The sequence below is a fragment of the Rhizobium sp. P28RR-XV genome, from assembly GCF_012641385.1.
Classification (GTDB): Bacteria; Pseudomonadota; Alphaproteobacteria; order Rhizobiales; family Rhizobiaceae; genus Rhizobium.
Window position 1 is genome coordinate 283,474 of sequence record NZ_JABAIG010000005.1, and the last position, 25,276, is coordinate 308,749.

Consider the following 25,276-nt stretch of genomic DNA (forward strand, 5'->3'; position numbering starts at 1 on the left):
ACGCGGCGATGGCCACACATCTCAAATGAAAGAGAGGCCAATGCCTCCCGCGCCCATCATGAGCACCACTACCCACGGCGGCGCGCGCCAGGCGGCGAGCAGCACAAAGCCGATCAACGCCAGCGCAAAATCATAAGACCTTAGAATAGCGCTGGTCCAAACCGGATCATAAAGCGCCGCCCCAAGAATCCCGACGACCGCGGCACTTGCGCCGCGCAAGGCGGCCTGTGCTAGGGAATGTCGACGGAAATCGTCCCAGAACGGCAGCGTGCCGATCAAGAGCAGGAGACCTGGCAAGAATATGCCGACGAGCGCAATCGCAGCCCCGGCGACACCGTTTGGGGAAGGGCCCATCACCGTGCCGAGATAGGCGGCGAAGGTAAACAGCGGACCCGGCACAGCCTGGGCCGCACCATAACCCGCCAGGAATGTGTCCGCGTTGACCCAGCCGGTGTTGACCGCCTCCGCCTTCAGGAGCGGCAGCACGACATGTCCACCCCCGAAGACAAGCGCACCCGAGCGATAGAAGGCATCAAACAGGGATATTCCCTGGGACCCGATAATGTTGACGGCCAGCGGCAGCAGGCCCAGGAGACCGAAAAATATCAACAGGCACGAAACACCGATCCATCTCGGGACCCCAAAAGAAAAATGGTGGGAATCGGATGATATCTCGCCACGACAAAAGAGCATTCCCATGAGCGCTCCCGCCATGATCGCCACGATCTGACCGAATGCGCTCGAGACAAAAACGACGATCAAAACAGCTGCGAGCGCAATGCTCGCTCGCTCCTTGTCGGGCGCCAAGTTGCGTGCCATGCCCCAGACCGCTTGCGCGACGACCGCGACGGCAACAATCTTTAGACCATGCAGGAGGCCATTTCCGACCGGGCCGCCGAAGGCCGTGGCCGCCATGGCAAAAGCGACCAAAAGTAGCGCGGAAGGCAGCGTAAAGCCGGCCCAGGCTGCAACAGCGCCTCGAAAACCCCCACGCAACAGGCCGAGGGCAAATCCAACTTGGCTGGATGCGGGACCTGGCAAAAACTGGCACAGCGTCACCAGATCGGCATAGCCCTCTTCGTTGATCCAGTTTCTGCGCGTGACAAGCTCATTGCGGAAATAGCCGAGATGGGCGATCGGACCGCCAAATGAGGTCAGGCCAAGTTTCAGGAAGGTCAGGAAGACTTCACCGGGCGTTCCTTGCGGGCGGTCGGTGACGGTGTCAGGGAGTGCTGCCGTCGACGACTTCACGAAACAGCTCCTTGGCTTTCTCTCGCGCTATTTCCAAAGCTTCCTTGCCATAGGGAGTCGCGTTGTAAACCCTGCGATGGGTGCGCCCGACGCGCTCGGTGCGTGAGATAAGATAGCCTTTCTTCTCCATCGAATGAAGCATCGGATAGAGTGTGCCGGCACTGACCTTGTAGCCGTGATGCGCTAGCTCCTCGATCATCCAGAGCCCATGCAGGTCGGCTTTGGCTGCATGGAAGAGGACATGAAGCCGGATGAAGCCGGAAAGAAGATCCTGGTGTTCCATTTCCCACCATAAAACAATCTCGCGCTCGAATTTCGATATCGGAAATCGATAGTAATTTGATCCCATCAACTAGGCAACGCTCGGCAGATCAAGCGATGGAAATCGTAAGCCGACTTAGGCGATCTGATTCCGACCGCTGCAGGCCCGCCCCGGAGGCTTCCCTTGCTTTTCCTGGCAACCACAGCCATGAAAACCAGGAACCAAGTCGGTTGCAGGGCAGTTAGGGTCAAGCGGAGGACGGAGAAAACAGAGATAGGAGGATATCATGTCGAATGTTTCGAGAACGGGAAGCGACGATATCAACAATGCAACCAGCCGCACAAGGTTCGGACGATCCGTCGAGAGCAAAGCCCAAATGCAGGATGCGGCTGTCCTCTCAGCAGCAGCCGATGGTGACGAGATGTTGAATATTTATCGCTTGGAACCCATCGCCGCTCCGGAAGATCCGCGTTGGGGCAATGCCCCCAATCAGGGCACGGTCGTTGTGGCAGCCAGAACTGCGGGCGACGCGCGCATCGTGGCGGCGGGCAAAGAGCTTGATTTTATGGAAGTCGACGCGGCCCCCGCCGAAGATGTAACGACCAGTAATGCAAGCGCGTTTCGAGATGATAAGCTTTACACCGTCATCGAGATCGCCCGCGGTCGAACCGACCTGAAGCGGGGCATATTGGAGGGCGAGGTCTCGGTCGACACGATCCTTCCCACGCAAATCGACCGCTAATCGTCCAGCCTAATGGCGAGCCTTTGATGCCCGGAGCAGATCGAGTGATGCACTCAAGGCGTTGGAACAAATCTTTCAAATCGCCGTTGCTTTCAGAGGAGTTTCCATACGGCCGCGGCAAGTGTTGACTGGACAACGTCTTGCGATCTGATCTTTGTTAACGGAGCGAAAAATGCCCGAGCGAAATGAGTCACCAGCAGTTCAATCCTTACGAAAAGAACAAAAGCGGCAGCAACGAGCCCAGTCGGCAAGCGAACTTGACAAAGCGCTTGAAGATACTTTTCCAGCCTCAGATCCGGCTTCGGCGACGCATACGGCTACCCTCGGCGGTCTTGCCCTTGACGATAGCGCAGAAGGAAAATCAGAGTACCTGCTTGAAGGCGGAAGCACGCAAGCAGATGACACTGCCAAAGAAAAGCATAGGGTGAACGCGCTCTATAGGGCCGCACGGCAGGAAGACCGATCCAGTACTGTAATGGAATCAAAAATCGATCTCAGTGCGTCTGGAATTGCCCAGCGAATTCGTGAAAAGCCGATCGCTTCCATCCTGGCTGCCATGGCAATAGGATTTGCTTACGGGCTTACGCGTTGAGACGCTTGCCGGTAACTTTCAACGCCAGAGCTGTTGGCGTTGTCGCCGACAAGTGTCGAGCGACAAATTCGCCGCAAATCGTTGAAGCGGTATTTGCATGAGGACCTGGCTGCATCTTTGTATCGATATGCAACGCATGTTCTTTGAAGAGACGCCATGGCATGTGCCCTGGATGGCGCGCACTTTGGACCAGGTAACCGAGGTGACGGAGCGATTTCCCGAGCGCACGATCTTTACGCGCTTCGTTCCGCCATCGCGTCCCGGCGTCATGCCGGGGAAATGGCGGGATTACTATGAAAAATGGGAGATGATGACAGCCAGTCGGCTTCCGCACGATTTGATACTGCTCGTCGACCCGCTTCCGCGCTTCGTTCCGCCGGCTCGCATTTTTGACAAGCGCACGTATTCCCCTTGGACCGATGGTCGCCTTCATCGCAATCTTGTTCACGAACGCATCGATACCCTGGTGATCAGTGGAGGTGAGACGGATGTTTGCGTCCTGGCGGCGGCACTCGGCGCAATCGACCTCGGATATGGGATCATCGTCTTGAAAGACGCTGTCTGCAGTGGCGATGACGATGCGCACGAGGCCGCGCTCACGCTCCTCGAAAGACGGTTCTCCGTTCAATCTGAAATCATGACGGTCGAACAGTTCCTGTCCGCCCGATGATGGAAGGCCGACTTCCTTGAATTGCTGCGATGGTCCGCTACATCCGCCTGGATAAGATCGGAGGAGATCTGCCATGTCCCGCCGCGCCCCTACGGGAAGCGATTGCCAGATGCTCGCGGAAGCTGTGTTGCAATGGTATCACTTCTATGAAGTGCCGCCAGATGACGAGGCTTCGCGCGCCCTCGTCGGTGCAGCTCTCGAATTCTTTCACGATGGGTATCACACGACAGAGGACATTGCCGTGATGTTGATCGGAACCTACATCGGCATCTGGCCGACAAAGTTCAACGCGCCCACGTCCGCCGCCATTCACTAATCCTGGCAATTACCCCCATGGTTCTGCGAGGCACTTTACGTGTCCTCAATGTCGAAGGGCGCGATCTTGCTGTTCTGCAGCGCGAGCGGCACGGTTTGATCGGGTGAACACCGCAGCTGAGAAGACGGGCGAAGTAGCCACATAATTCTCACGATGGCCGCGAAGGGCTGCGCTCGCCTACACTCGGCTGATCGCAAATCTGGATCAAATCACCGGTACAGAGCCATCATCGCACGCATCCTAGACTTCGACGACGCTCAGCAAGGGATGATGCGGGTTAACGCTCAGCCGGCGCAATGCGTCGCCGCAAGCCATTGTGGCACCGGCAAAACGACGGAGCTTTACAAAACGAACTAGTTCGTACATTATTGGTTGGAGGAGTGAGGCGTGCTGCGTTGGCAGTACCGATGACCGTCAGGATGACCTTAAATGTCCTGCGGCCCGAGTGCGGGTAGCACCGCATGCATTGGGCGCAGCACTCTTTCGATATCGGAATGCTTCGGGGAGGAGCGACAATGACAACACAGGTTGAACACAAGACGCCCAGGCGGGCGGCACTTGCGAGCTGGCTCGGAAGCGCGGTCGAGTACTATGATTTCTTCGTCTATGGAACAGCGGCAGCGCTGATTTTTCCAAAAATCTTCTTTTCAGCGGAAGACCCGCAAACGGCGGCCATCGCCTCGTTTGCAACCTTTGGCGTTGCCTACATCATGCGGCCGTTGGGTGCGGTGGTCCTCGGCCACGTCGGCGACAAGTTCGGTCGCAAGAAGGTGCTGACGTTCACGCTGCTCCTTATGGGTTTTTCGACCTTCATCATCGGTTGCCTACCAACCTACAATCAGGCTGGCATCCTTGCTCCGATACTTCTGGTTCTGGCGCGCTTGCTGCAAGGCATTTCGGCCGCCGGCGAACAGGCCGGCGCCAGTTCCATGACGCTTGAGCACGCCCCTGAAAACCGGCGGGCCTTCTTTACCAGCTTCACGCTGAGCGGAACGCAGGCAGGGCTGATCCTTGCAACGTTGGTCTTCATCCCGCTTGGAAAGCTCGAAGAGGCCGCATTGATGTCTTGGGGTTGGCGCGTGCCCTTCTTTTTGAGCTTCGCAGTGGTCATCGTCGGATTCTGGGTCCGCCGAACGCTCGCTGAAACGCCCGCCTTCCTGGAGGAAACAAAGAAGGGCGAAGTCGTGAAAGTGCCGCTCGTCTCGCTTCTCACCAACTATTGGGCCGATGTCCTGCGCATCATCTTTGCTGCATTGATTTCGGTCGTCAGCACCATCTTCAGCGTCTTTACGCTGTCCTATGCGGTCAATACCATGCATATCGATCGCTCGACGATGCTGACGGTTCTGGTGTTTGCCAATATCGTCGCATTGGGCGCGATCCCGGCATGGGCCACTCTCGCGGATCGTATTGGTCGCAAGCCCGTATTCATCTTCGGCGCCGTCGGCTGCGCGGTGCTGATCTGGCCCTACATCTGGGCAATCAGCCAGAACAATCTCATGCTCGCCTTCGTCCTTGGCATCCTGCTCTCGGGCGTGGTCTACAGCGCTTCCAACGGCATCTGGCCGGCACTTTATGCGGAAATGTTCGACACGCGCGTGCGTCTGTCCGGCATGGCCGTCGGTACCCAGATCGGCTTTGCCCTCGGCGGTTTCGCGCCCACGATCAGCGCCGCCATCATGGGCACCGGGCCGATGGGATGGGTGCCGGTTGCCGTGTTCACCTCGATCACAGCCTTGATTGCCGCCGTCTCCGCAGCAACCGCAACCGAGACTTACCGAACGCCGGTCAATCAACTCGGCAAGGACGGACGACGCTTCGCGGCCTCGGTCCATCACGCCGACCGGATGGTCTAGCGACCAGTCTTTATTCTGGGTAGCGATGACATCGCGATCGCGGATGAATTTGTTGAAAATCGCCAAGTGAATGGGATGAAACAATGAAAACCTCGATCGCGACCGTTTCGATTAGCGGTGACCTCAAGGAAAAACTCCAGGCTATCGCCAAGGCCGGCTTCGATGGCGTCGAAATCTTCGAGAACGATTTCCTCGCCTTCGATGAATCGCCGCGCCAGGTCGGTCGAATGGTTCGGGATCATGGGCTGGAAATCACGCTTTTTCAGCCCTTCCGGGACTTCGAGGGCATGCCTAAACCCTTGCGCAGCCGGACCTTCGATCGCGCCGAACGCAAGTTTGACCTGATGCAGGAGATGGGGACCGATCTCGTTCTCGTCTGTTCCAACGTTTCGTCCGTGGCGCTGGGCGGGATCGACCGCGCCGCAGCCGATTTCTTCGAACTCGGCGAGAGGGCGGCCAAGCGCGGCCTGCGGGTTGGATATGAGGCTCTTGCCTGGGGGCGGCACATTCATGATCACCGCGACGCCTGGGAAATCGTTCGTCGGGCCGACCATCCGAATATCGGCCTCATTCTCGACAGCTTCCATACGCTTTCGCGCAAGATCGATGTCAATTCGATCCGGTCAATCCCGAAAGAGAAGATCTTCATCATCCAGCTTGCCGATGCGCCGCTGATCGACATGGATCTTCTCTACTGGAGCCGCCACTTCCGCAACATGCCGGGGGAGGGCGATCTTCCGGTGCTCGAATTCATGAAGGCCGTCGCCGCGACCGGTTACGATGGCTACCTGTCGCTAGAGATTTTCAACGACCAGTTTCGTGGCGGTTCGCCGACCGCCATTGCCGTGGATGGCCGACGTTCGCTCATCTATCTCGGTGATCAGGTTCGCCGCGCGGAAAGCAGCAGCCTCACCCTGCCGCCCATGCCGGCGCGTGCCGACGTGGACGGCATTGCATTCATCGAATTCACCGTCGAAGAAGCAGAGGCGCCCGTTCTTTCCGATCGGCTGCACGCGTTGGGCTTTCGACATGTCGGGCGTCACAAGACCAAGCGTGTCGATGTCTTCCGGCAAGGCGATATCAATCTGGTCGTCAATACCGATCCGGATGGATTTGCCGGCGCCTCCTATGCTTTGCATGGGCAGTCGGCCTATGCGATGGGATTGTGGGTGGATGATGCTCAGGCCGCGATGGCGCGGGCCGTGGCGCTCGGCGCCGAACGTTTCGAGCAGCCATTGGATCCCGGCGAGATCGAAATGCCTGCTGTCAGGGGCGTTGGCGGCGGCATCCTGTACTTTCTCGACCGCAGGAGCGCCCTCGCGCGCATATGGGAGATCGAATTCGATCCGGTCAATGACGACACCAATCTGCAGCCGGTTGGCCTGACCGGTATCGATCATGTTGCGCAAACGACGAAATATGAGGAACTGCTGACCTGGCAGCTGTTTTATACGGCGATATTGAATGCGCATAAGACGCCGATGGTCGATATTATCGATCCTGCCGGGGTCGTTCGCAGCCAGGTCGTCGAAAACGAGCCGGGCAGCTTGCGCATCACGCTGAACGGTGCGGAAAATCGCAACACCTTGGCCGGGCACTTTATCGCCGAGACATTCGGTTCCGGCATTCAGCATCTAGCTTTTGCGACCGATAACATCTTCGCGGCAGCGGCAGCCCTGTCGGAAAACGGCTTTGCCACCTTGATGATCTCGCCCAACTATTACGACGATCTGGAGGCGAGGCTCGGCTTGGATCCGGTTTTCACCGATCGGCTGAAGGCGCACAATATCCTCTACGATCGCGACGATCACGGTGAATATTTCCAGCTCTACAGCCCGACCTATGGCGAAGGCTTCTTCTTCGAGATTGTTCAGCGCAGCGGCTATCGTGGATATGGCGCGGCGAATGCCATCTTTCGCATAGCCGCGCTGAGGCGTCACCTGCGGCCGATTGGTCTGCCGAAACTTTAGGCTCTCCCCATTCGCGTAAAGCCTGTGTTAAAGCTTTGATCGTCAATGATGGGAAGGGACAGACCCAGGAAGACGGGCAGGGCATGACGAAAGCGCAAGCGGCCAAGATCGAGCGTCTGACGCGAAAGAACGATCCAGACGCGACCAAGGGAAATATTCTGAAGATCGCCACCGAGGAGTTTGTCGCAGCCGGTTTTTCCGGTGCGCGCGTCGACGAGATCGCCGAGCGCACCAAGACATCCAAGCGCATGATCTATTATTATTTCGGCAGCAAGGAAGGGCTCTATCTCGCCGTTCTCGAGCAAGCCTATACGAAGATCCGCACACTTGAGAGCGAGCTCGATCTCGAAAACATGCCGCCGGTTCAGGCGATGGCTCAACTGATCTCGAGCACCTTCGATCATGATGATCAGAATCCGGATTTCGTGCGCCTTGTCAGTATCGAAAACATCCATCGTGCCGAGCATATGAAGCGTTCCGTCGTCCTGTCGCAGATGAACATCGCAATCATCGATATCATCACGGACATCCTCGAACGGGGCTATGCCGATGGCAGTTTCTTGCGTCGCGTGGACCCGGTCGATCTGCACATGATGATCAGCGCCCAGTGCTTCTTTCGCGTTTCCAATCGCCACACCTTTGGGGCGATCTTCGAGCGGGATCTCACTTCGGAGGAGCTGAAGAAGCGGCACAAGTCCTTGATCGTCGACGCCATTCTTGCCTTTCTGAGACATTCTTCCTCCGAATTAGCCTGACGCGCATAAAGCCGTTGATTTGCGGCTGGGGATTTCCCGGAGCGAGAAAGCATGCCTCTTATTGACTTTACGTACTAGTTCGTACATTTTGCAGACAAGCCTGTGGCATGGCTTTGATTTGCTGCTCGGGAGGAAAAAATTGAACACTCAAGCCGCGATTATTCCGCGCCAGCTTCATGTTGGATTGATCGGCGCCGGCATAGGCCGTTCGCTAACGCCGGCCCTGCACATGCGCGAAGGCGAGCATTGCGGCCTCTCCTATCGTTACGATCTCATCGACCTCGACGTCCGGGGCCTTTCCGTATCGGCCCTTCCTGATCTTGTCAATGAGGCCCAGGCGCAGGGCTTTGCTGGTCTCAACATCACCCATCCCTGTAAGCAGTCGGCCGTTGCCTTGATGGACGAGCTGTCGGCCGACGCGCAGACGCTGCGGTCCATCAATACAGTCGTTTTCCAACGAGGTCGCAGGATCGGACATAATACCGATTGGTGGGGATTTGCCGAAAGCTTTCGGCGTGGATTGGCGGGTGTTTCGCTCGATCATGTCGTGCAGCTGGGCGCGGGCGGCGCCGGCGTTGCCGTTGCCCATGCGCTGGCTGAAATGGGTGCACGTTCGATCGAGATATTCGATCTGGACCCCTTGCGTTCAAAGGCACTCGTCGATCAGCTTCAACCGGCTCACGGCGCTTGCACTTTCTCGGTTGGTCGTGATCTGGCCACGGCCCTGGATGCGGCTGATGGCTTGGTTCACGCAACGCCGACCGGCATGGCCGCTCATCCGGGGCTGCCGCTCAACGCGCAACTTCTGTCGGATCGCCTCTGGGTCGCCGAGATCGTCTATTTCCCGATCGAAACCGAATTGGTGACGCTGGCAAAGAAAAAGGGATGCCGTGTTCTCGATGGCGGCGGGATGGCGGTGTTCCAGGCGGTGAAGGCTTTCGAGCTGTTCACCGGCATCCGCCCGACGGCGGAGCGTATGATGCACCACTTCGATTCGTTGCGCTCCATGATCTGACGACGGATGGTCTCGTGCCTTCCGATACCGCCGTTCCGCAATTGCGAGCCTGGTAATATCAGTGGTTCACGGCTGGCGAGCCAGACGCCTGGCGGTTTGCCCAGGACCCAAAAGTGCTTCGCCGCCTTCGGTGGGCGACCCGGGTCCGCAGGGAGTGATTTGACGATGCCGAGTTTGAGCCGACTGCAAAGAGTTTCGACAATCGGGCGACCTCGCCCGATCTTCCAGCGCAGGTAATCTCTACCTCATCTGAAAAAAACATCGAGCGAACCTGCAGCGGTGAACCTGGCTCGGTGCGTGGATGCTTCCGCGGATACTCATCGAGGTCTCGCGTCGAGTTCGGCGATGGTGCATTTGAGTTTTAGGTGAGTAGGATCCGTCACATCGAGCTTGTTCCACGGCACGATGTGCCCGCTCGACCGCTCCCTGAAACCGAAGGGGCGCAGCATAAAGTGGCCGATTGCCGTTGCCGACAATCTTTCCAGCAGGCCGAGAGCTCCAAGGTGATATTCGACAATGACGAAATCGTCTTCGGCAGCTTCCGCCTTGATCTCCTCCAGCCGTCCGACCGGCTGATCATTCACGTCGTGAACCTGCGTTCCGATCAGGAGTTCCAACTGAAGTTCCGTCAAGATCGCCCTCCCGGAATGTGCCGGAAGACATGTTGTCTCAGCCATTCCTGTGCCCATTCCAGCGGCGTCTCGCTGCCGTCGACATCAGCTTTGATATCAACGTCTACGTCGGTGATCTTCGACCATGGGATTCGATAGGGACGCCAGCCGTTACCTCCTTGCGCTCGCCGGGAAAAGGCGAGCATCCGGCGATACAGGCTCAGGCTCAGTCTTCGCACCAGCGTCAAGGTGCCGATTTCGATGAAGGCGATCTTGAGCCGGCCGCCATCTTCGGCCGCAAGTACGATACCGTCGACTTTTCCGATCCGAGCCTTCCGGCGATCAACGATCTGCTTATCGAGAACATCACGGACAAGATGCATGTCAGCCTCCCAGGATTTCCAGTGGCGTGGTCATAATCGAGAGCACGAAAGCCATCGCGACGATAAAGATGACGGCGGCGTTGCCGATCCAGCCATTCCGGTGTTCGCCCACATAGGCTGGGTCATTCATCAGGATGAGGAAGGGAACGACGCCGAACGGCAGACTAAGCGCGGTGAGTGCCATCGAAAAGATGGTGAGCTTTAAAGGATCTATGCCGGCGGCGATCGGGATCACGGCGATGAGAAGCGAAGCGGTATAGACAAGGCAGAAGGCGGGATTGTCTTTCGGTTTCGTGTTTTCCGACCAGTTCCATCCGAAGCCCTGCGCGACCAGATAGGCTTGCGCCAGGCTTACTTCGAGAGCTGCGCCCAGGCAGGTTATCCCGAGTGACGTTGCGAAGAGATAAAGCCCCCATTTTCCGAAGGCGGGTGTGAGGATCATGGCAATCTGCTCATACCCTTCGATGTCTCCGATCCCTTTGGGGGGATAGATCATCGCGGCCAGCACCATGATGGCGGCGGTGATGATCGCGCCGAAACTCATGCCGATGATTGCGATCGCGCGATTGGCACCGAAGAAGCTCTTGTCCCACTCGTCTTCGATCGCGCCCGAAGAATAGAAGTAGAAGAGATAGGGAGAGATGACTGCGCCCAAGATTCCGACGACGATAAAACTGTAATGCAGCGGATCCTCGCTGGGCACCGTCGGCACCATCCCTTTCACGACCTCGCTCCATGGCGGACCCATGACGAACACGGCCACGACGAAGGAGAGTGCCAAAAGCCCCAGAGACGATATGCCGTTCTCGATGAGGCCAAACGTTCCTCGCCACAGCAGCAGCCAGACGGCGAATGTCACCGGCAATGACCACCACTGGAATTTCACGCCGGTCAGGAATTGCAGCGCTAGCGATATACCGCCGATCTCGGCCGCAAGAACAAGAAGATTGACGATAAATGCTATGCTTACCGTCAGAAGAAAAATGTTGGAGCCGAAGCGGTCTCGAATTCCATCAACGATGGTGTAGTGGCTTGCGATTGCAAAGCGCCCCGACATCTCGACGAGGAAGATCACGCAGGTCGTGCCGAGCACGATGGCCCAGAGGGGGGCGTATCCGTAGGCTGCCCCTGCCTGACTGGAAGTCGCGATATTTCCCGTTTCAAGAAAGCCGCCGATACTCGTGATGACGCCAAGCGATATCTGCAGCAGTTTTTTCATTGCGCTGCTCCGGAGTAGCCTTTTATTTCGGCTTCGATGCTCCGCAAATCGCCGAGATGCTGCGAAACAGTATCTGTCCGGCCCTTGACGATATCGTCGTGCGCCGCACCGATGGTTTTCAACAATCGACCGGTCACGTCAGCCAGATCCTGGGGGGATGTCGGAAGCTCTTTCGACAGACTGCCGATCTCTTTGCCGCATCGCTCCATGGTTAACGCGGCAAAACTGTTCGGCACCAGCATTTTCGCCCGCGCGTCCAGCACCATGTCCGCCGTTGCGCTCCAGGAAAGAAGCGCACGAATTCGGCGTTCGGTTTCTTGCTGCGCATCCGAGCAAGAAGTGATGGGGACAAGCATGAGAGCGATGATGAAGAATTTCACGGCCATGGTCCTCGTGGAATGCCGCTGAGCTCGATATTCCTCATATAATCAAATAGAGGCGCGCGAGTTCCAATGTAGCAGAGGCTCATCCGATCCCGAGGACGATTGTCACATGCTTCTCGGCTTCCGCGGGACGATGGAATGAACGTTGACAGGCAAAAGGGGCCAGTCCGTGAAGAAGGATCGCGGCAATTCTATAAGGCGCTTTTTCCGACATTTGTTCGCCGGCGGATGTGTTGGTCACGGACGCAAGCGGTGGGAACAGAAATGCCTGTCGTTGGTTCTTTGTAGGAGTTGCGGATGTTCATCATCACAAGAACGGCGTTCCGGTCCGTGGCCCGCCGGCTAGTGCCCGCAGAAGGTTGGAACATCAAACATGTCATGGGAGGTTAGCCGAGAATTCCTTGATCGCACATTCTGCATCGGTACCCTTCTGGTGGGCGTCGGTGCGGCCGCCCTCATTGGCAGTATGCGCGAAGGACGGCAATATCGCACTGACCCTCCGGTAGGTGCCGCCTTGGACGAGCTGCGGCTGATGCCGAACGGTATCAGCGGCACTCCTCCGGAAATCTACTTTGCTCTGGGCAAACCCTATGAGGAAACCGCCTACGATCTCAGTCAAGGCAAACGTCTCTATTCCTGGTTCGGCTGCCCGGCATGTCACGGTGACGGGCGTGGCGGGACCGGTCCCTCCTTCATGGACGGCTGGTGGTTCTACGGCCCGGAAATGGTCTCAATCGCAGCTTCCATCCGTGACGGCCGCCCCCATGGAATGCCGGCTTTTCGCGACAAAATGACGGTCGACGAGATCTGGCAGCTGGCGGGCTACGTCCAGACGATCGGTGCCTATAAGGCGAAAAGCACCGCACCGAGCCGCAATGACGATAAGCATACGCGGCCTGCGGAAAACCGGGCGCCGGCGGCGATCCTGTTCGAAGAAGGCCCTGCCGGAACGCACGCCGCGCAGGGGCCATCACCTTGAAAACGGCCGCCGCCGTTTCCCTTTTGCTGTCGGTCATCCTGACTGCAGGTTGCAACGGTGCTCAGTCGGTCCTGAATGCCGAGGGGGCGTCGGCCATCCAGCTCAAGCATCTCATCATCGGTATCGTGGTCATCTGCTGTGCCGTATGGACGCTGGTGGTGATCGTCCTAGTCCTGGCATTGCTGCGAGCCCGGACGCCGCGAGAAAGGCCAAGCTCCCAGAGTGAGCGGCGGATGGGCAGGCTGGTGACGGCCGCAGTGGCGGCGTCCTTGCTCATCATCGCCGGGCTGACTATTGCGAGCTTCTATGCAGGGCGAGGCCTTGGCGTCGCCCAGAATCCCGGTCTCACAATCAAAGTCCGTGGCCAGCAATGGTGGTGGCAATTCCTTTACGACGATGCCGATCCGTCCAAGGCGTTCCAGACGGCCAACGAGATGCACATTCCCGTCGGCGTGGATATTCGCATCGAACTCGAAAGCTCCGATGTCATTCATTCCTTCTGGGTGCCGAGCCTCGCCGGTAAACGCGACCTTATTCCCGGCCGGAAAAACACCATGACCATTCGCGCCGATCGCCCAGGCGTCTATCGCGGTCAATGCGCAGAATTCTGCGGACTTCAGCATAGTCACATGGCGCTGTTCGTCATTGCCGAGGACATGGCGGATTATCAGCGCTGGGCTGCCTCTCAGCGCAGCGATGGCATATCGCCGACCGACCCGGAATCGACCGCCGGAAAGGCTCTTTTTATGCGCAAGCCCTGCATCGCATGCCATACCATACGCGGGACCGAAGCATCGGGCACGACGGGGCCGGATTTGACCCATATCGGCGGTCGCCAGACGATCGCGGCGGGCCTTCTCGACAATACGCGCGGCTCGCTTGCCGCATGGATCGCTGATCCCCAGACGTTGAAACCCGGAAATAACATGCCCTTGGTTCCACTTTCCAGCGGCGAACTACGGCAGCTTTCAGCCTACATGGAAAGCCTCAAATGACGAAGGATGGCAAACCAACCAAACCGACAGATCTGATGTTCGGCGACGAAGATCTCGACCGGCGGCTCGCACAGACCTGGATGACGCCCGATGGCATCTGGGGCGCCCTTACCACCGTCGATCACAAGATCATTGGACGCCGTTACATCGCCACCGCCTTCATCTTTCTTGCCATGGGCGGCCTGCTGGCGCTTGCGATGCGGCTGCAGCTGGCGCGACCGGAAGCGCGTTTCATCGGTCCGGATCGCTACAACCAGATTTTCACGATGCACGGCACGAACATGATGTTCCTGTTTGCGGTACCGGTCATGGAAGCGATGGCCGTCTATCTCGTTCCGCTCATGGTTGGTACCCGCAATATCGCCTTTCCGCGGCTGAACGCCTTTTCCTATTGGATCTTTCTAGCTGGCGGCTTGCTGTTGTGGGTGTCGTTTGCCCTGGATACCGCACCCGACGTTGGATGGTTTGCTTACGTGCCGCTGTCCGGACCGCAATATGGTGCCGGCAAGCGCGCCGACATCTGGGCGCAGATGATAACCTTCACCGAAGTTTCGGCACTGGCAGTTGCCGTGGAAATTGTCGTCACTGTCTTCAAGCAGCGTGCGCCCGGCATGTCACTGGACCGCATTCCACTGTTCGTTTGGTCGATGGTGGTCACCGCCTTCCTCGTCATCATGGCCATGCCGGCGATCATGCTCGCCAGTTCGTCCCTCATTCTCGACCGACTTGTCGGAACGCATTTCTACAATCCAGCAGAGGGCGGTGATGCGCTGCTGTGGCAGCACCTGTTCTGGTTCTTCGGGCATCCCGAGGTCTATATCATCTTTCTGCCAGCCGTCGGCATGGTGTCGACGATTGTTGCGACCTTCTCCCGCCGTCCCGCCTTCGGCTACCTTCCGCTTGTCATGGCACTGATCGCGACAGGGGTCCTGGCTTTTGGTCTCTGGGTTCACCACATGTTTGTCGTCGGTCTGCCGAAGCTCGGTGAGAGCTTCTTTACGGCCTCCAGCATGGCGATCGCCATTCCCGCAGGCGTTCAGATATTTTGCTGGCTGGCGACGCTATGGGGCGGGCAACCTGTGCTCAAAACCCCGATGCTCTTTGTGCTCGGCTTCATTGTGACTTTTGTTATCGGTGGACTGACGGGCGTGATGGTCGCGTCGGTGCCATTCGACACTCAGGTGCATGATACCTATTTCGTCGTAGCGCATTTCCATTATGTGCTGGTCGGCGGCGCCGTCTTCCCGTTGCTCGGCGCCATCTATTACTGGTTTCCCAAGATGACCGGTCGCATGATGAGCGAGACACTCGGCCGCTGGGCGTTTGGGCTAATCTTTGGCGCCTTCAACCTGACCTTCTTTCCGATGCATATTCTAGGCCTCGAGGGCATGCCGCGGCGCATCTACACCTATCAGCCGGAAATGCCCTGGGCAGGCATGAACATGTTCGTCAGCCTGAGCGCTGTGGTTCTTTCGCTGGGATTCCTCGTCTTCTTCATCGACGTCATTCGCAGTGCGCGATCGGGACGGATTGCTGGCGAGAACCCATGGAATGCCTCGACGCTCGAATGGGCGACGCCGTCACCACCGCCATGTTTCAACTTCCGCCGCATTCCGGTGGTCGGCGCACGTGATCCATTGTGGGCGCAGCCGGGCGAGCTCGCAGTCGCGGCCGGGCTGCGTACCGATCGACGAGAATTGATCGTCAGCAGCGTCGTCGAGGCACAAGCTGAAGCCCGTGAATCGTCGCCGCGTAATTCGATCTGGCCGCTCCTGGCAGCTCTTGCCACCACCGTGATGCTGATCTGGTCGATCTTCTCGCCATGGGCTGTCATATGGGGATCGATTCCGATCGGCATCACTCTGACCGGTTGGTTCTGGCCGAAGCAGACGCCGGAGGATGAATCATGAAACAGCGTGTCGCGCTCGACGTCTCGAAGCTGCCGCCCCATGGGACGGGGACGGCGAGCCTGACCTGGTGGGGAACCTGCGGCTTCATGCTCATCGAAGGGTCGGGTTTCGCATTGACGATCGCGGTGTATTTTTATCTGATGAGCATCGCCCCGCAATGGCCCATCAACGCCCCGGCGCCCGGTCTCATCCCGGGCACCTCTCTCACGGCAATAATGTTTGCAAGTGTCACCCCGAATATTCTTCTTTCTCGTTGGGCACGGCAAAAAGACCTGCCCAAGGTTCGGCTTGGGCTCGTCGTCATGTCGCTGCTCGGCGCAGCGCCGCTGGTCCTTCGCGCCTTTGAATTCACCGCGCTCCACGTACGCTGGGACGACAATGCCTATGGCTCGGTCATATGGACGATGTTGGGCCTCCATACGACCCACATCATCACGGATCTTATTGATACGCTGGTATTGGCGTGCCTTATGTTTTCCAAACACGCCGATAATCCGCGCCGGTTCGGCGATGTCGAAGATAACGCAATGTACTGGAACTTTGTCGTTGTCGCTTGGATTCCCTTGTATGCATGCATTTACTGGGTACCACGCCTATGATGACCACAGCGGCGAAATATGGCGGATTGATCCTTGCTCCTTCTATATGGGCCATCGACACCCAGCTCAGTCAGATCCTGCCTTATGTCGATTGCAGCCGCCATACGCATTGGACGCTTCTGACGTCGGTCTTGGCTGTCCCACTCGCGCTTGCCAGCGCGTTGGCGCCCCAAGCCGGTTTGACGCCGCCGGCGGCCCGAACAGGGCAGTTCATCCGCCATCTCAGCATCCTGATTGGGCTTGTCTTCGCCTTTGCACTTTTTCTGCAGGGAGGAGCCGCGTGGCTCTTGGACGCATGCGAACATTAGGCGCTTTCATGGTTTTGCTGATGACGGGGCGGGAGGCCGTTGCGCATGGTGCGGAAGTGCATTTCTTTCCTTCTGTTTGGGCGATCGACCCTTGGATTCTAACGCCGTTGGTGATCGCCGGCTTTCTTTACGGACGAGGTTTACGGAGACTGTCGCGGCGCGCCCAGACGAGCCGACCCGTGGTGGCGAAGCGCGCATTTTTTTATTGGGTCGGCTGGCTGACGCTCGCCGCCGCGCTGCTCTCCCCGCTGCACTGGCTCGCAGAGCAGCTTTTTACGTTTCATATGATCGAGCACGAAATCATCATGGCGATTTCCGCTCCCTTGATCGTCATCGCCCAGCCTGCCGGCCTGTTCTTGTGGGGCCTGCCGGATCGGCTGAGACGCCGGGCGGGGCGCGCGATGAGAAAAGGCTCTATGCGGATCGTCTGGCGCTGGCTGAGCGGAGGAACCAATGCCACCTTGCTGCATGCCGTCGCCATATGGGCCTGGCACGCACCGGTTCTGTTCGACGCCGCAGTCAGCGATATCACGCTGCATCGTGTGCAGCATTTGAGTTTTTTTGCCACCGCAATTCTGTTCTGGTGGTCGATCTTCTGGCGCAGCAATCATGGCGTCGCGGCGTGGCATCTTTTGCTGACCATGCTTCACACCGGAGCGCTCGGAGCGCTGATAGCCCTTGCTCCCCGCGTCCTGTACCTCGAACAGACCCATGCTGCTGGGATTTGGGGACTCACGCCACTGGAGGATCAGCAACTCGCCGGGATGGTCATGTGGATTCCGGCCGGAACGATTTACGCCGGAGCGGCGCTTGCAATGGTGGCGCTATGGATAGCGAGAGCCAGTAGGGGAGTGGACGATGGCCAGCACATCTGCCCTTTATAGATACCGCGGCCTTTGGCTGGGTGCGGCAGCCATTGCCTTGCTCTGCGCCCTGATCGGCGCAAACATGGCAAAGGATTCGCGACAGCGCCTGAAGGTTGCGCGGGTGCTCACCCAAGGCGGCGATCCCTCGCGCGCACCGGCTATCTTTCGACGATATGGTTGCACTGGCTGCCATCAAATCCCCGGAATCGCCGGCGCAGATGGGCAGGTTGGCGGCGCTTTGTCTGGTCTTCAAAACCGGGTCTACATTGCCGGCGTCGTCAACAACACGGGTGACAATCTCGTACATTGGATCGTGTCGCCGCAGGATCTCTCGCCCAACTCCGCCATGCCCAAAACCGGAATTTCGGAGGCCGAGGCACGCGATCTGGCCGCTTATCTCTACACACATTAATCCGCTCAAGGATGTGGCGTTGGACGAGCCGGCAGCGTCTTGATGTAGCGCGCGATTGCGGCGCGATCGCTCTGCGGCAGCATGGCCATATTGGTGACGACGTCGGCCATGGACGACCCGACGCGGCCATTGTCAGGCGTGTTGCCGCTCTTTAACATTTCCGCGATGTCGGCTTCGGACCAGTGTCCAATTCGGCTCGACGTGATGTTCGGGGCAAAACCCGTGCCTTCGGGATCGATACCGCCGGCAAATCGTGTTTCGGGCTTGATGGCGCCGAAGATATTGCGTGACGAGTGGCATTCCGCACAGTGACCCACGGTCTCGACCAGATAGCCGCCGCGAGCCAGGATGGGATCGGTGGTGACGGGTGCCCGCGTTTGGCCTTCACGGAAGAATAGCAATTTCCAGAACCCCAACAGGCGACGCATGCGGAACAACAAAAACAGATCATGCTCGGGTGGGCGGCCGGACACCGGAGCCAATGTCTTCAGATAGGCTCGTAAATTTCTAACGTCGTCGAGCCGCATGCCAGTATAGCTCGCATAGGGAAACGCTGGATAGTAATGCCGATCTTGTGGTGAAACTCCGCCGATCAAGGCGTTGGCGAGGTCGACCGTGCTCCAGGTTCCGATGCCATCGATGGAATCGGATGAAATATTGGGGGCGCGAAACATGCCGAAGGGCGATGCCAGCGCAAGGCCGCCCCCCAATTTCAGACGATCCTTCTGACCGGGGATGGCATGGCAGGACGCGCAGTCGCCGGCGGCAAAGACAAGCTGGCCCTGAGCCGGATCGCCATTATCTCGCAGGCGCGGATCACCTGCTGCAAAAGGCATGACTGGTCCCGTCACGAACCAGATCACAAAGGCGGCCAAGATGGCCGCCGGGCACAGCCAGATCAGAATGCGCATGGTTCCATCGACCGATCCGGTGGAGCTTAAATAATATCGCTCTCATAGAACCGACGATCACGTTATCCGTTCCGTTTGAAAGGCACGTATTCGAGATTGCTTGCGATCGACGCTCAAGGTCGGCGTTCAATGCCACCCGCATCGGCGACAAAAGTACATGCCTAGATGGTGATCCCAGGAAGTTCCTTATGAAGGTGCCAGCTGCAGGGCAGGTGTGGGAATGGCGCGGCAGAGGCAGGCAGTTTCGCAAGCCACGACAAGGAACATGCGATCGACGATACGTTCGGCTTGACGCATTGGTGGACGGCCGGCGCGGGGTCTCTGCGCGAAGATCCCACCGAGTTGGGGTGCGCGATGATGAAACGATTTTGGAAGGTTCCGGAGTTTGATCGGAACATTTGATCATGACTGCGGTTAGGGCATGCCAGCACCTCGATCTTTGATCAGATCGGGTGAAAGGATTGCCACAATGCACCTCAGAAGTTTCAGGAACATGTATCTTTCCGAACTTCAAGAGCTTGTCACGTCGAAAAGCAATTAGTCGAACAGTTGCCGCAATTTAGCGGCGCCGAAGCAAACTAAGAATGCTGCGAATGACAGCTGTCATTTGAAAGGAACCATCGATGAAGCACCATGCCCTTCAAGAAATTCGGAGCGTCGCCAAGGTCAATCTTGAGTATCCATATCCGCTGCCCGTGGCCCGTCGAGATCGCCTCGAGCGTTGGGCGCAGCTCCTCGAACGCTGCGAAGATCAGGCACTCTCAACTTTACATGAAACGGAATATCAGTCGGCCAAGGAACGTGCGATCATGCGCGCCGACAATTCACCGTTGTCGGTGGCGTTTGCTGACCCCGTTCTACGCGCAGCCGGGCTGGCGGGCGACAGCTATGGCGAAATCAGGCAGTTCTTCGGGCTGAGTCACAATCAGTTGCATCGGCTTGTCTGCTATTGTCACTTCGGAGCAACGGTTAATGCCTCGGCGGCGGCCAAGAATGTCCGTGCGTTGATTGCCGCAGGCGATCGACCGAGCATTTTCGCTAGGGTGCGCGACATGTTCCGGCGCTAAAAGCCCGCACTTCATGGCGGCTGATGAGAGGAAGGCGCGCGGCAGAGATGCAATCATGCCGAAAGCGCTGGCGTCGCAGCCGGCGCAGGATCAGACGGCTATCGTCATAGCCCTTTCAAGCACGGCGCCGTTTCTGCTCGCCGGCAAACAATAAGCTGGGTGCCGACGGGCCTTGAAGGCGGCCGCAGCGACCGTGCACACATCAATCGATCATTTGACGATTTCGATGACCTTATGAGTATGCGGGTTCACGATAACACGTTTCTTATTGACGACGGCATAGGCATAGTCATTGTTGCTGGGAACAGGATATACCTCGACGGAACTAGGCAATTCGCTACCGACTACGACGTCACCTTCGTAAGTTGCCGAGGGAACTTGTTGTCCTGTCACATACGTCGTAACGTCTCCAGGAATAACGACGGTTGACCCGTTGGCATCGGAACTGTCCGGAGTTACAACAACAGTGCTTTGGGCAAAAGCTGTTCCAGAAGCGAAGAGTGCCGCACTCACAGTAGCGAGGAATCTTTTCATAACGACCTCCATTGATCCACTGAAATACCCAACTGTCGTGAACTGCGGATGTTCCTGAACAGATGGGTAAGGTCCTGCCCTGATCCGTCGACTCACCCGCGGTTTGGATGATCGGTCCGCAGAATTTCCCGATGACGGCGGGAGGCGTTGAGGTCAAGGACGAGAAAATTGAAGCGCCATTTATATGGTGCAGCTGGCGAACGAAGACCTGGCCAATGCCATTTTTTGCGCGGCTACGCAGCCGCCCAGGGTCAACGTCAACATCCTGGCACTCTATCCGACACCACAAGCCTAATCTGTGGGATTGGCTGAAGCCAGCCGCTGCGATTTCGCCAGCAACTACGGTGTGGCGGACGTCATCGAAAATATGTCCAATCTGCTAGTCAATCATGAGCGCAAAGGACGTCCGTTGTGACGTGTCGATCCGCCGGCTTGATTGGGCACTGTTCAACGCCGAGTGTACTGACGGCGCGGCGGCGACGATAATGAAGCGGTTCGACCGCCCTATCCGGCATTGTTTCCCATTCCCACCGGGCTCTGGCCTCCTGCCTCCTTCATGATCGCTTCGGTCCAGCCTTGTGTCTTCAGATCGCTGCGGATGCGCCATTTCAGGATCTCGTTGATCAGGCGGCGTTTGACATCCTGATGATCCGGATCACCCCACAGATCGTTGATCTCCTGCGGGTCGGCAAGGAGATCGAAAAGCTGTCCTTCGTCGCTCTCGACGAAATGGACCAGTTTGAACTGGCGATCGCGGATCATCGTCATGAATTCGGTGCCGCTCAGAATGCGGTCGCCGGCATGTTCTGAGAAGACGAATTCGCGAGGGGTGACCTTCGTGCCTGTGAGGTAAGGGCAAAGGGAGCGTGCCTCCATCCATTTCGGCACGTCGAGCCCGGCCATTTCCAGGATCGTCGGCCCGAAATCGAAGAGCGATACGAGATCGCCGACAAGCTTCCCGCACTCGACGCGTCCCGGCGACCATACGATCGCCGGGACGCGCACGCTCGGCTCATACATCGTCCATTTCTGGCTATGGCCGTGATCGTTGAGGCAATCGCCATGGTCTGACGTGAAGATGATGATGGTATCGTCGAGAACGCCGCGGCGCTCCAGCGCCTCCATGAGCTTGCCGACCTGCGTGTCGATCATCGAAACATTGGCGAAGTAATGCTCGCGCTGGCGGCGCAATTGCTCGGGTGTCGGGTTTTCGAGATGGACGACGGCATCGTGATCGATGCTGAGATGTTGTTCTCGAAGCTTCCAGAGCGCCGACGGCTGCCCGTTCATTGCCGCCTGATCACGGATCGCTTCCGGCAGATCGCGGTCCCTGTATTTGTCGATATAGGCTTGCGTCGGGTCGTAGGGCGGATGCGGGCCGGGAATGCCGATCTGCAGGAAGAATGGTTCCTGGCCCTGATAGCGATCAAGCCACATGGCGGCGAATTCAGGAACGAAATTATCCGAATGCAGGTCTTCAGGTAGATCCCAGACGAAGGCGCCAAGTCGTTCGCCATAATCCTCCCGCCGCCGGTATGTGACACGGCTCGGCTTTTCGATGCGCCTGTTCCAGAAGGCTTTGTCCCAGTTGTCGAGATAGAAGGGGAGGCGCTCGGTCGCTCGGTCCTTGTTTTCGACGACATGTCTTTCGTGAAAGCCGAAGGAATCCTCAAAGGGCGAAGTGTGCATCTTGCCGACATTGACGCAGCGATAGCCGGCATCGGCCAGGCGGCGCACCCAGCTATGCGTCCAGCGCTCGTCGTTGCGGAAGACGCCGTTGGTATGCGGATAGAGCCCGGTGAACAGGCTCGCCCGGGAGGGCGCGCAGGAGGGGGATGTCACGTACATGTGGCTGAAGCATGTGCCTTCCTGGACCAGGCGGTCGAGGTTGGGTGTGATCATGTAGTCGAAACCGGCAGCGGCGATCGTATCGAAACGCTGCTGGTCAGTCATGATGAAGACGATGTTGGGCCTTTGCATTGCTTCGGTCACGTCAATCTCCATTCAACGATTTGGGGAGCGGCTAGGACGGGTGCTGTTGCGCGCGATCAGCTCCCAATCGACCACATCCGTTCTCGGCTCTTCGCCATTGATCCGCGCGACGATGAGTTCCGCCGTCAGCTCGCCGATCCGATGACGGCCCGGCCTGATGGTGCTGAGCGATGGGGTGACGTAATTCGCGGCTTCGCTGTCGCCGAAGCCGATAACACCGATGTCGTCGGGTACTTTCCTGCCGCGCTCATGCAGCGCCTTCAGGACACCGAAGGCGACGACGTCGCTATTACAGATGATCCCGTCAATCTGCGGATGATGATCGAGCAATTCATGGACCAGCTCTTCGCCGAGTGCCGGCCGGCCGCCTTCCTGGCGGACGGAATGGACAAGATCCGGCAGACCGGCGGCGGCGATGGCGCTTGCCGCACCGCGGGCGCGTTTCCTTGCGCGCATGTCATTTTCCCGCATGCTGCCGAGAAAGGCGAGATGTCGGTAGCCGCATGCGATTATGTGCTGCGCCTGCGCTTTGCCGGCTCCTTCATGATCCATGCCGACGGCGGAATCGATGATGCCGCCGCCGACGTCCCACATCTCGATGACCGGAACGCCTGAGGATTTAAGCAGTTCGGTGACCTTTGCCGGATGGTCGACGCCGATAATGGCAACGGCCGCGGGCCGCCAACTGAGGATCGAGCGGACGAGTGTTATCTCCTGATCGGGATCGTAGCGGGTGTTGGCAAGCATGACCTGAAGATTATCCTTCAGCAAAGCCGATTGCAGGGTGTCGATGATGGAGGCAAATTCCGAATAATAAAGGGATGTCACCACGACGCCGACGATATCGGATCTCGTTCCCGATAGACCGCCGGCGAGCCGGTTCGGCACGTAATTCAGCTCGTCCATGGCCTCGGCAATCTGCCGTCGCAGCTCCGGTCGCACCGTCTTGGGCGCGCGTATCGCCCGCGATACCGTATTGATCGAAACGCCGACCTTGGCGGCGATCGACGCCAAGGTCGGCGTTCCTCCCCGTTCTCTCGGCTCCGCCCCAGAACTCATCCAACCTCGCAAAAATTTGCTCAAGTGAGCGTTGCGTTACCGTTAACTTTATGCCATTTCTTGGCTGAGGAGACAAGAGCGCAAAATTTTCTTGCGGCCTATTTCGCACGAATCTGGCGCACGGCAGCAGGGAAGGACATAAGGCGTGGCTGACCGCCCCAATATCATCCTGATCATGACCGACCAGCAGCGATACGACTCGATAGCCGCGCTTGGATTTCCCTATGCGGCAACGCCCAATCTCGATGCGCTCGTCGAAAAAGGCGTGACGCTGACCGATTGCCATATCACTGCACCGAGTTGCGTGCCCTCGAGGGCCAGCCTCTTCACCGGCTATTATCCGCATACGACCGGCGTGCTCGCCAATGGTCAGCACTGGCAGCGGACCTGGGTCGAACAGTTGAGAGAGACCGGCTATCGCTGCGTCAATGTCGGCAAAATGCACACCATTCCCTATAATTCGGACTCCGGTTTCCACGAGCGTTATGTCGTTGAAAACAAGGACCGCTATATGGAGGGGCGCTGGTATTTCGACGAATGGGACAAGGCGCTTGCCGCAAACGGCCTTGTCAAGCAGCAGCGCGAAACCTATCGCAAGCGGGAGGATTATCGCGAGCGTCTTGGCGCCTTCGATTGGGAGTTGCCGGAAGAGCTGCATTCCGATGCCTTTGTCGGCAACATGGCGAGGTGGTGGGTCAATAGCTATCCGCCGACCGAGCCACTTTTCCTGCAAGTCGGCTTTCCCGGCCCGCATCCGCCTTTCGATCCGCCGGCGCGTTATTCGCAGCCTTACCTGAAGCGCAGCGATTTGCCGCTGCCGAAGCCATCTGCGCAAGAGCTCGATTCCCTGTATCAGGAATTGAAGGAGAAACGACAGCACGATGTCGAGGTCGATCACGATTCAGTCGTCTGGAGCCTCGACCCATCGCCCGAGCAGATGCAGCGCCTCTGGGCTCATTATCTTGGCAACGTCTCGCTGATCGACGAGAAGATCGGCGAGCTGCTGGAGGCTTTGAAAACCCGTGGCTATCTGGAGGATGCGATCGTCATCTTCACCTCAGACCATGGCGAATGCCTGGGAGACCATGGCCTGATCCAGAAATGGTCGATGTACGACGTCGTCACCCGCGTGCCCACCATCATCTGGTCGACCGCCAATCGGTTCGAAGGGGGCCGGGAGTTGAAGGGCCTCTGCCAGCTCTTCGATCTTGGTCCGACGATCCTCGAATATGCAGGTATCACCCCGCCGAAAAGTTTCGAGGCCCGCAGTCTGAAATCCGCGCTGGAGACGGGCGAGTGGGCGCCGCGAACGCATGTCTTTTGTGAACAGATCGGCGATGTCGCGATGAGCGGCGGCGTCGAATTCATGACTGGCGTGCGCAGCGACAGATGGAAGCTGGTTCATTTCAAGGGATCAAGCGATGGGCAGCTGTTCGATCTTAAGAACGACCCCGGCGAGGTGCGTAATCTCTGGAGCGATCCCGTCTACGAAGAGCAAAAGCGCGAGCTCCTCGATGTCATGCGGGATTGGTTGATCGAATCGAACTATCGCACGCGCGACGTCATGGCGGCTGCGCGATGACCGGCTTTCGGGAGATAACCGCAAACCGATCGGTCCC

General features: G+C 58.1%; 27 protein-coding genes. 17 read left to right on the plus strand and 10 right to left on the minus strand.

All coding sequences use genetic code 11. The features are described 5' to 3' along the window. Positions 1-21: 21 nt before the first annotated feature. A complete protein-coding gene (chrA, locus tag HGP12_RS12895; protein WP_168878996.1) occupies positions 22-1,251 on the minus strand; it encodes a chromate efflux transporter in 1,230 nt (409 codons plus the stop codon). Then, entirely contained in the window at positions 1,223-1,534 is a 312-nt protein-coding gene (locus HGP12_RS12900; RefSeq protein ID WP_168878997.1) for a PadR family transcriptional regulator, read from the minus strand. Before HGP12_RS12900 ends, chrA begins: the two co-directional genes overlap by 29 nt. A 265-nt stretch (positions 1,535-1,799) precedes the next feature. Between HGP12_RS12900 and HGP12_RS12905 the strand changes: the two genes are divergently transcribed. The 8 genes from HGP12_RS12905 (at position 1,800) to HGP12_RS12940 (ending at position 9,429) form a co-directional block, all read left to right on the plus strand. After that, positions 1,800-2,255: a hypothetical protein gene (locus HGP12_RS12905; RefSeq protein ID WP_168840650.1), complete on the plus strand. Its 456-nt coding sequence runs from the start codon at positions 1,800-1,802 to the stop codon at positions 2,253-2,255. Between the two features lie 172 nt (positions 2,256-2,427). Next, positions 2,428-2,847, plus strand: coding sequence for a hypothetical protein (locus HGP12_RS12910; protein ID WP_168878835.1), 420 nt, complete (start codon positions 2,428-2,430; stop codon positions 2,845-2,847). Between the two features lie 97 nt (positions 2,848-2,944). Further along, entirely contained in the window at positions 2,945-3,517 is a 573-nt protein-coding gene (locus HGP12_RS12915; protein ID WP_168840649.1) for a cysteine hydrolase family protein, read from the plus strand. A 73-nt stretch (positions 3,518-3,590) separates the two neighbouring features. Further along, a complete protein-coding gene (locus HGP12_RS12920; protein ID WP_246703355.1) occupies positions 3,591-3,833 on the plus strand; it encodes a hypothetical protein in 243 nt (80 codons plus the stop codon). Between the two features lie 515 nt (positions 3,834-4,348). Further along, positions 4,349-5,689, plus strand: coding sequence for an MFS transporter (locus HGP12_RS12925; RefSeq protein WP_168878998.1), 1,341 nt, complete (start codon positions 4,349-4,351; stop codon positions 5,687-5,689). A gap of 83 nt (positions 5,690-5,772) precedes the next feature. Next, positions 5,773-7,659, plus strand: coding sequence for a bifunctional sugar phosphate isomerase/epimerase/4-hydroxyphenylpyruvate dioxygenase family protein (locus HGP12_RS12930; protein WP_168878999.1), 1,887 nt, complete (start codon positions 5,773-5,775; stop codon positions 7,657-7,659). A gap of 83 nt (positions 7,660-7,742) precedes the next feature. Continuing rightward, a complete protein-coding gene (locus tag HGP12_RS12935) occupies positions 7,743-8,414 on the plus strand; it encodes a TetR/AcrR family transcriptional regulator (protein WP_168879000.1) in 672 nt (223 codons plus the stop codon). Positions 8,415-8,553: 139 nt separating this feature from the next. Beyond that, a complete protein-coding gene (locus HGP12_RS12940) occupies positions 8,554-9,429 on the plus strand; it encodes a shikimate dehydrogenase (RefSeq protein ID WP_168879001.1) in 876 nt (291 codons plus the stop codon). A 317-nt stretch (positions 9,430-9,746) separates the two neighbouring features. Here HGP12_RS12940 and HGP12_RS12945 read toward each other — a convergent pair whose 3' ends face one another. Genes HGP12_RS12945 through HGP12_RS12960 form a run of 4 tightly spaced genes read right to left on the minus strand, consistent with a single transcriptional unit; the run spans position 9,747 to position 12,028 of the window. Continuing rightward, complete coding sequence (locus HGP12_RS12945) at positions 9,747-10,061, minus strand: PRC-barrel domain containing protein (RefSeq protein ID WP_168879002.1); 315 nt, start codon at positions 10,059-10,061, stop codon at positions 9,747-9,749. Next, the gene (locus HGP12_RS12950; protein ID WP_168879003.1) at positions 10,058-10,423 is read right to left on the minus strand and encodes a hypothetical protein; all 366 of its coding nucleotides are present in this window, start codon (positions 10,421-10,423) and stop codon (positions 10,058-10,060) included. Before HGP12_RS12950 ends, HGP12_RS12945 begins: the two co-directional genes overlap by 4 nt. Position 10,424: 1 nt before the next feature. After that, positions 10,425-11,642 carry an Nramp family divalent metal transporter gene (locus tag HGP12_RS12955; RefSeq protein ID WP_168879004.1) on the minus strand — a complete coding sequence of 406 codons (1,218 nt, stop codon included), beginning with the start codon at positions 11,640-11,642 and terminating at the stop codon, positions 10,425-10,427. Then, the gene (locus tag HGP12_RS12960; RefSeq protein ID WP_168879005.1) at positions 11,639-12,028 is read right to left on the minus strand and encodes a hypothetical protein; all 390 of its coding nucleotides are present in this window, start codon (positions 12,026-12,028) and stop codon (positions 11,639-11,641) included. Before HGP12_RS12960 ends, HGP12_RS12955 begins: the two co-directional genes overlap by 4 nt. Positions 12,029-12,398: 370 nt before the next feature. Between HGP12_RS12960 and HGP12_RS12965 the strand changes: the two genes are divergently transcribed. From HGP12_RS12965 to HGP12_RS12995, 7 genes are all read left to right on the plus strand, one after another. Then, positions 12,399-13,004: a c-type cytochrome gene (locus HGP12_RS12965; RefSeq protein ID WP_168879006.1), complete on the plus strand. Its 606-nt coding sequence runs from the start codon at positions 12,399-12,401 to the stop codon at positions 13,002-13,004. Next, positions 13,001-13,999 carry a cytochrome c oxidase subunit II gene (gene coxB / locus HGP12_RS12970; RefSeq protein WP_168879007.1) on the plus strand — a complete coding sequence of 333 codons (999 nt, stop codon included), beginning with the start codon at positions 13,001-13,003 and terminating at the stop codon, positions 13,997-13,999. Before HGP12_RS12965 ends, coxB begins: the two co-directional genes overlap by 4 nt. Continuing rightward, on the plus strand, positions 13,996-15,909 hold the full coding sequence (gene ctaD, locus HGP12_RS12975; RefSeq protein ID WP_168879008.1) for a cytochrome c oxidase subunit I: 1,914 nt from the start codon (positions 13,996-13,998) through the stop codon (positions 15,907-15,909). Before coxB ends, ctaD begins: the two co-directional genes overlap by 4 nt. Next, positions 15,906-16,508, plus strand: a complete 603-nt coding sequence (locus tag HGP12_RS12980) for a cytochrome c oxidase subunit 3 (protein ID WP_168879009.1) — start codon at positions 15,906-15,908, stop codon at positions 16,506-16,508. Before ctaD ends, HGP12_RS12980 begins: the two co-directional genes overlap by 4 nt. After that, positions 16,505-16,816 (plus strand): hypothetical protein, encoded by a 312-nt coding sequence (locus tag HGP12_RS12985; RefSeq protein ID WP_168879010.1) that lies wholly within the window; start codon positions 16,505-16,507, stop codon positions 16,814-16,816. Before HGP12_RS12980 ends, HGP12_RS12985 begins: the two co-directional genes overlap by 4 nt. Then, positions 16,804-17,700: a cytochrome c oxidase assembly protein gene (locus HGP12_RS12990; RefSeq protein WP_168879131.1), complete on the plus strand. Its 897-nt coding sequence runs from the start codon at positions 16,804-16,806 to the stop codon at positions 17,698-17,700. Before HGP12_RS12985 ends, HGP12_RS12990 begins: the two co-directional genes overlap by 13 nt. A 64-nt stretch (positions 17,701-17,764) precedes the next feature. Then, the gene (locus tag HGP12_RS12995; RefSeq protein WP_409527213.1) at positions 17,765-18,094 is read left to right on the plus strand and encodes a c-type cytochrome; all 330 of its coding nucleotides are present in this window, start codon (positions 17,765-17,767) and stop codon (positions 18,092-18,094) included. A 5-nt stretch (positions 18,095-18,099) separates the two neighbouring features. Here the strand turns inward: HGP12_RS12995 and HGP12_RS13000 are convergent, their stop codons facing one another. Continuing rightward, the gene (locus HGP12_RS13000) at positions 18,100-19,005 is read right to left on the minus strand and encodes a c-type cytochrome (RefSeq protein ID WP_168879012.1); all 906 of its coding nucleotides are present in this window, start codon (positions 19,003-19,005) and stop codon (positions 18,100-18,102) included. Positions 19,006-19,628: 623 nt separating this feature from the next. Here HGP12_RS13000 and HGP12_RS13005 point away from each other — a divergent pair. Further along, positions 19,629-20,072, plus strand: coding sequence for a hypothetical protein (locus tag HGP12_RS13005; protein WP_168879013.1), 444 nt, complete (start codon positions 19,629-19,631; stop codon positions 20,070-20,072). 210 nt (positions 20,073-20,282) lie between these two features. Here HGP12_RS13005 and HGP12_RS13010 read toward each other — a convergent pair whose 3' ends face one another. The 3 genes from HGP12_RS13010 to HGP12_RS13020 form a co-directional block, all read right to left on the minus strand. After that, positions 20,283-20,606, minus strand: coding sequence for a DUF1236 domain-containing protein (locus HGP12_RS13010; RefSeq protein WP_168879014.1), 324 nt, complete (start codon positions 20,604-20,606; stop codon positions 20,283-20,285). A 504-nt stretch (positions 20,607-21,110) separates the two neighbouring features. After that, positions 21,111-22,598 carry a sulfatase gene (locus tag HGP12_RS13015; protein WP_312862875.1) on the minus strand — a complete coding sequence of 496 codons (1,488 nt, stop codon included), beginning with the start codon at positions 22,596-22,598 and terminating at the stop codon, positions 21,111-21,113. Positions 22,599-22,610: 12 nt separating this feature from the next. Then, complete coding sequence (locus HGP12_RS13020; protein ID WP_246703356.1) at positions 22,611-23,612, minus strand: LacI family DNA-binding transcriptional regulator; 1,002 nt, start codon at positions 23,610-23,612, stop codon at positions 22,611-22,613. A 190-nt stretch (positions 23,613-23,802) separates the two neighbouring features. On the opposite strand from HGP12_RS13020, the gene HGP12_RS13025 reads away from it, so the two are divergent. Beyond that, positions 23,803-25,239: a sulfatase gene (locus HGP12_RS13025; protein ID WP_168879016.1), complete on the plus strand. Its 1,437-nt coding sequence runs from the start codon at positions 23,803-23,805 to the stop codon at positions 25,237-25,239. The last annotated feature ends 37 nt before the right edge of the window (positions 25,240-25,276 follow it).

Bases quoted from the DNA above. Each gene is read 5' to 3' on its own strand.
- HGP12_RS12900 (WP_168878997.1), bottom strand. From the start codon at position 1,534: ATGGAACACCAGGATCTTCTTTCCGGCTTCATCCGGCTTCATGTCCTC.
- HGP12_RS12905 (WP_168840650.1), top strand. From the start codon at position 1,800: ATGTCGAATGTTTCGAGAACGGGAAGCGACGATATCAACAATGCAACC.
- HGP12_RS12910 (WP_168878835.1), top strand. From the start codon at position 2,428: ATGCCCGAGCGAAATGAGTCACCAGCAGTTCAATCCTTACGAAAAGAA.
- HGP12_RS12915 (WP_168840649.1), top strand. From the start codon at position 2,945: ATGAGGACCTGGCTGCATCTTTGTATCGATATGCAACGCATGTTCTTT.
- HGP12_RS12920 (WP_246703355.1), top strand. From the start codon at position 3,591: ATGTCCCGCCGCGCCCCTACGGGAAGCGATTGCCAGATGCTCGCGGAA.
- HGP12_RS12925 (WP_168878998.1), top strand. From the start codon at position 4,349: ATGACAACACAGGTTGAACACAAGACGCCCAGGCGGGCGGCACTTGCG.
- HGP12_RS12930 (WP_168878999.1), top strand. From the start codon at position 5,773: ATGAAAACCTCGATCGCGACCGTTTCGATTAGCGGTGACCTCAAGGAA.
- HGP12_RS12935 (WP_168879000.1), top strand. From the start codon at position 7,743: ATGACGAAAGCGCAAGCGGCCAAGATCGAGCGTCTGACGCGAAAGAAC.
- HGP12_RS12950 (WP_168879003.1), bottom strand. From the start codon at position 10,423: ATGCATCTTGTCCGTGATGTTCTCGATAAGCAGATCGTTGATCGCCGG.
- HGP12_RS12955 (WP_168879004.1), bottom strand. From the start codon at position 11,642: ATGAAAAAACTGCTGCAGATATCGCTTGGCGTCATCACGAGTATCGGC.
- HGP12_RS12960 (WP_168879005.1), bottom strand. From the start codon at position 12,028: ATGGCCGTGAAATTCTTCATCATCGCTCTCATGCTTGTCCCCATCACT.
- HGP12_RS12965 (WP_168879006.1), top strand. From the start codon at position 12,399: ATGTCATGGGAGGTTAGCCGAGAATTCCTTGATCGCACATTCTGCATC.
- ctaD (WP_168879008.1), top strand. From the start codon at position 13,996: ATGACGAAGGATGGCAAACCAACCAAACCGACAGATCTGATGTTCGGC.
- HGP12_RS12980 (WP_168879009.1), top strand. From the start codon at position 15,906: ATGAAACAGCGTGTCGCGCTCGACGTCTCGAAGCTGCCGCCCCATGGG.
- HGP12_RS12985 (WP_168879010.1), top strand. From the start codon at position 16,505: ATGATGACCACAGCGGCGAAATATGGCGGATTGATCCTTGCTCCTTCT.
- HGP12_RS12990 (WP_168879131.1), top strand. From the start codon at position 16,804: ATGCGAACATTAGGCGCTTTCATGGTTTTGCTGATGACGGGGCGGGAG.
- HGP12_RS12995 (WP_409527213.1), top strand. From the start codon at position 17,765: ATGGCAAAGGATTCGCGACAGCGCCTGAAGGTTGCGCGGGTGCTCACC.
- HGP12_RS13000 (WP_168879012.1), bottom strand. From the start codon at position 19,005: ATGCGCATTCTGATCTGGCTGTGCCCGGCGGCCATCTTGGCCGCCTTT.
- HGP12_RS13005 (WP_168879013.1), top strand. From the start codon at position 19,629: ATGAAGCACCATGCCCTTCAAGAAATTCGGAGCGTCGCCAAGGTCAAT.
- HGP12_RS13010 (WP_168879014.1), bottom strand. From the start codon at position 20,606: ATGAAAAGATTCCTCGCTACTGTGAGTGCGGCACTCTTCGCTTCTGGA.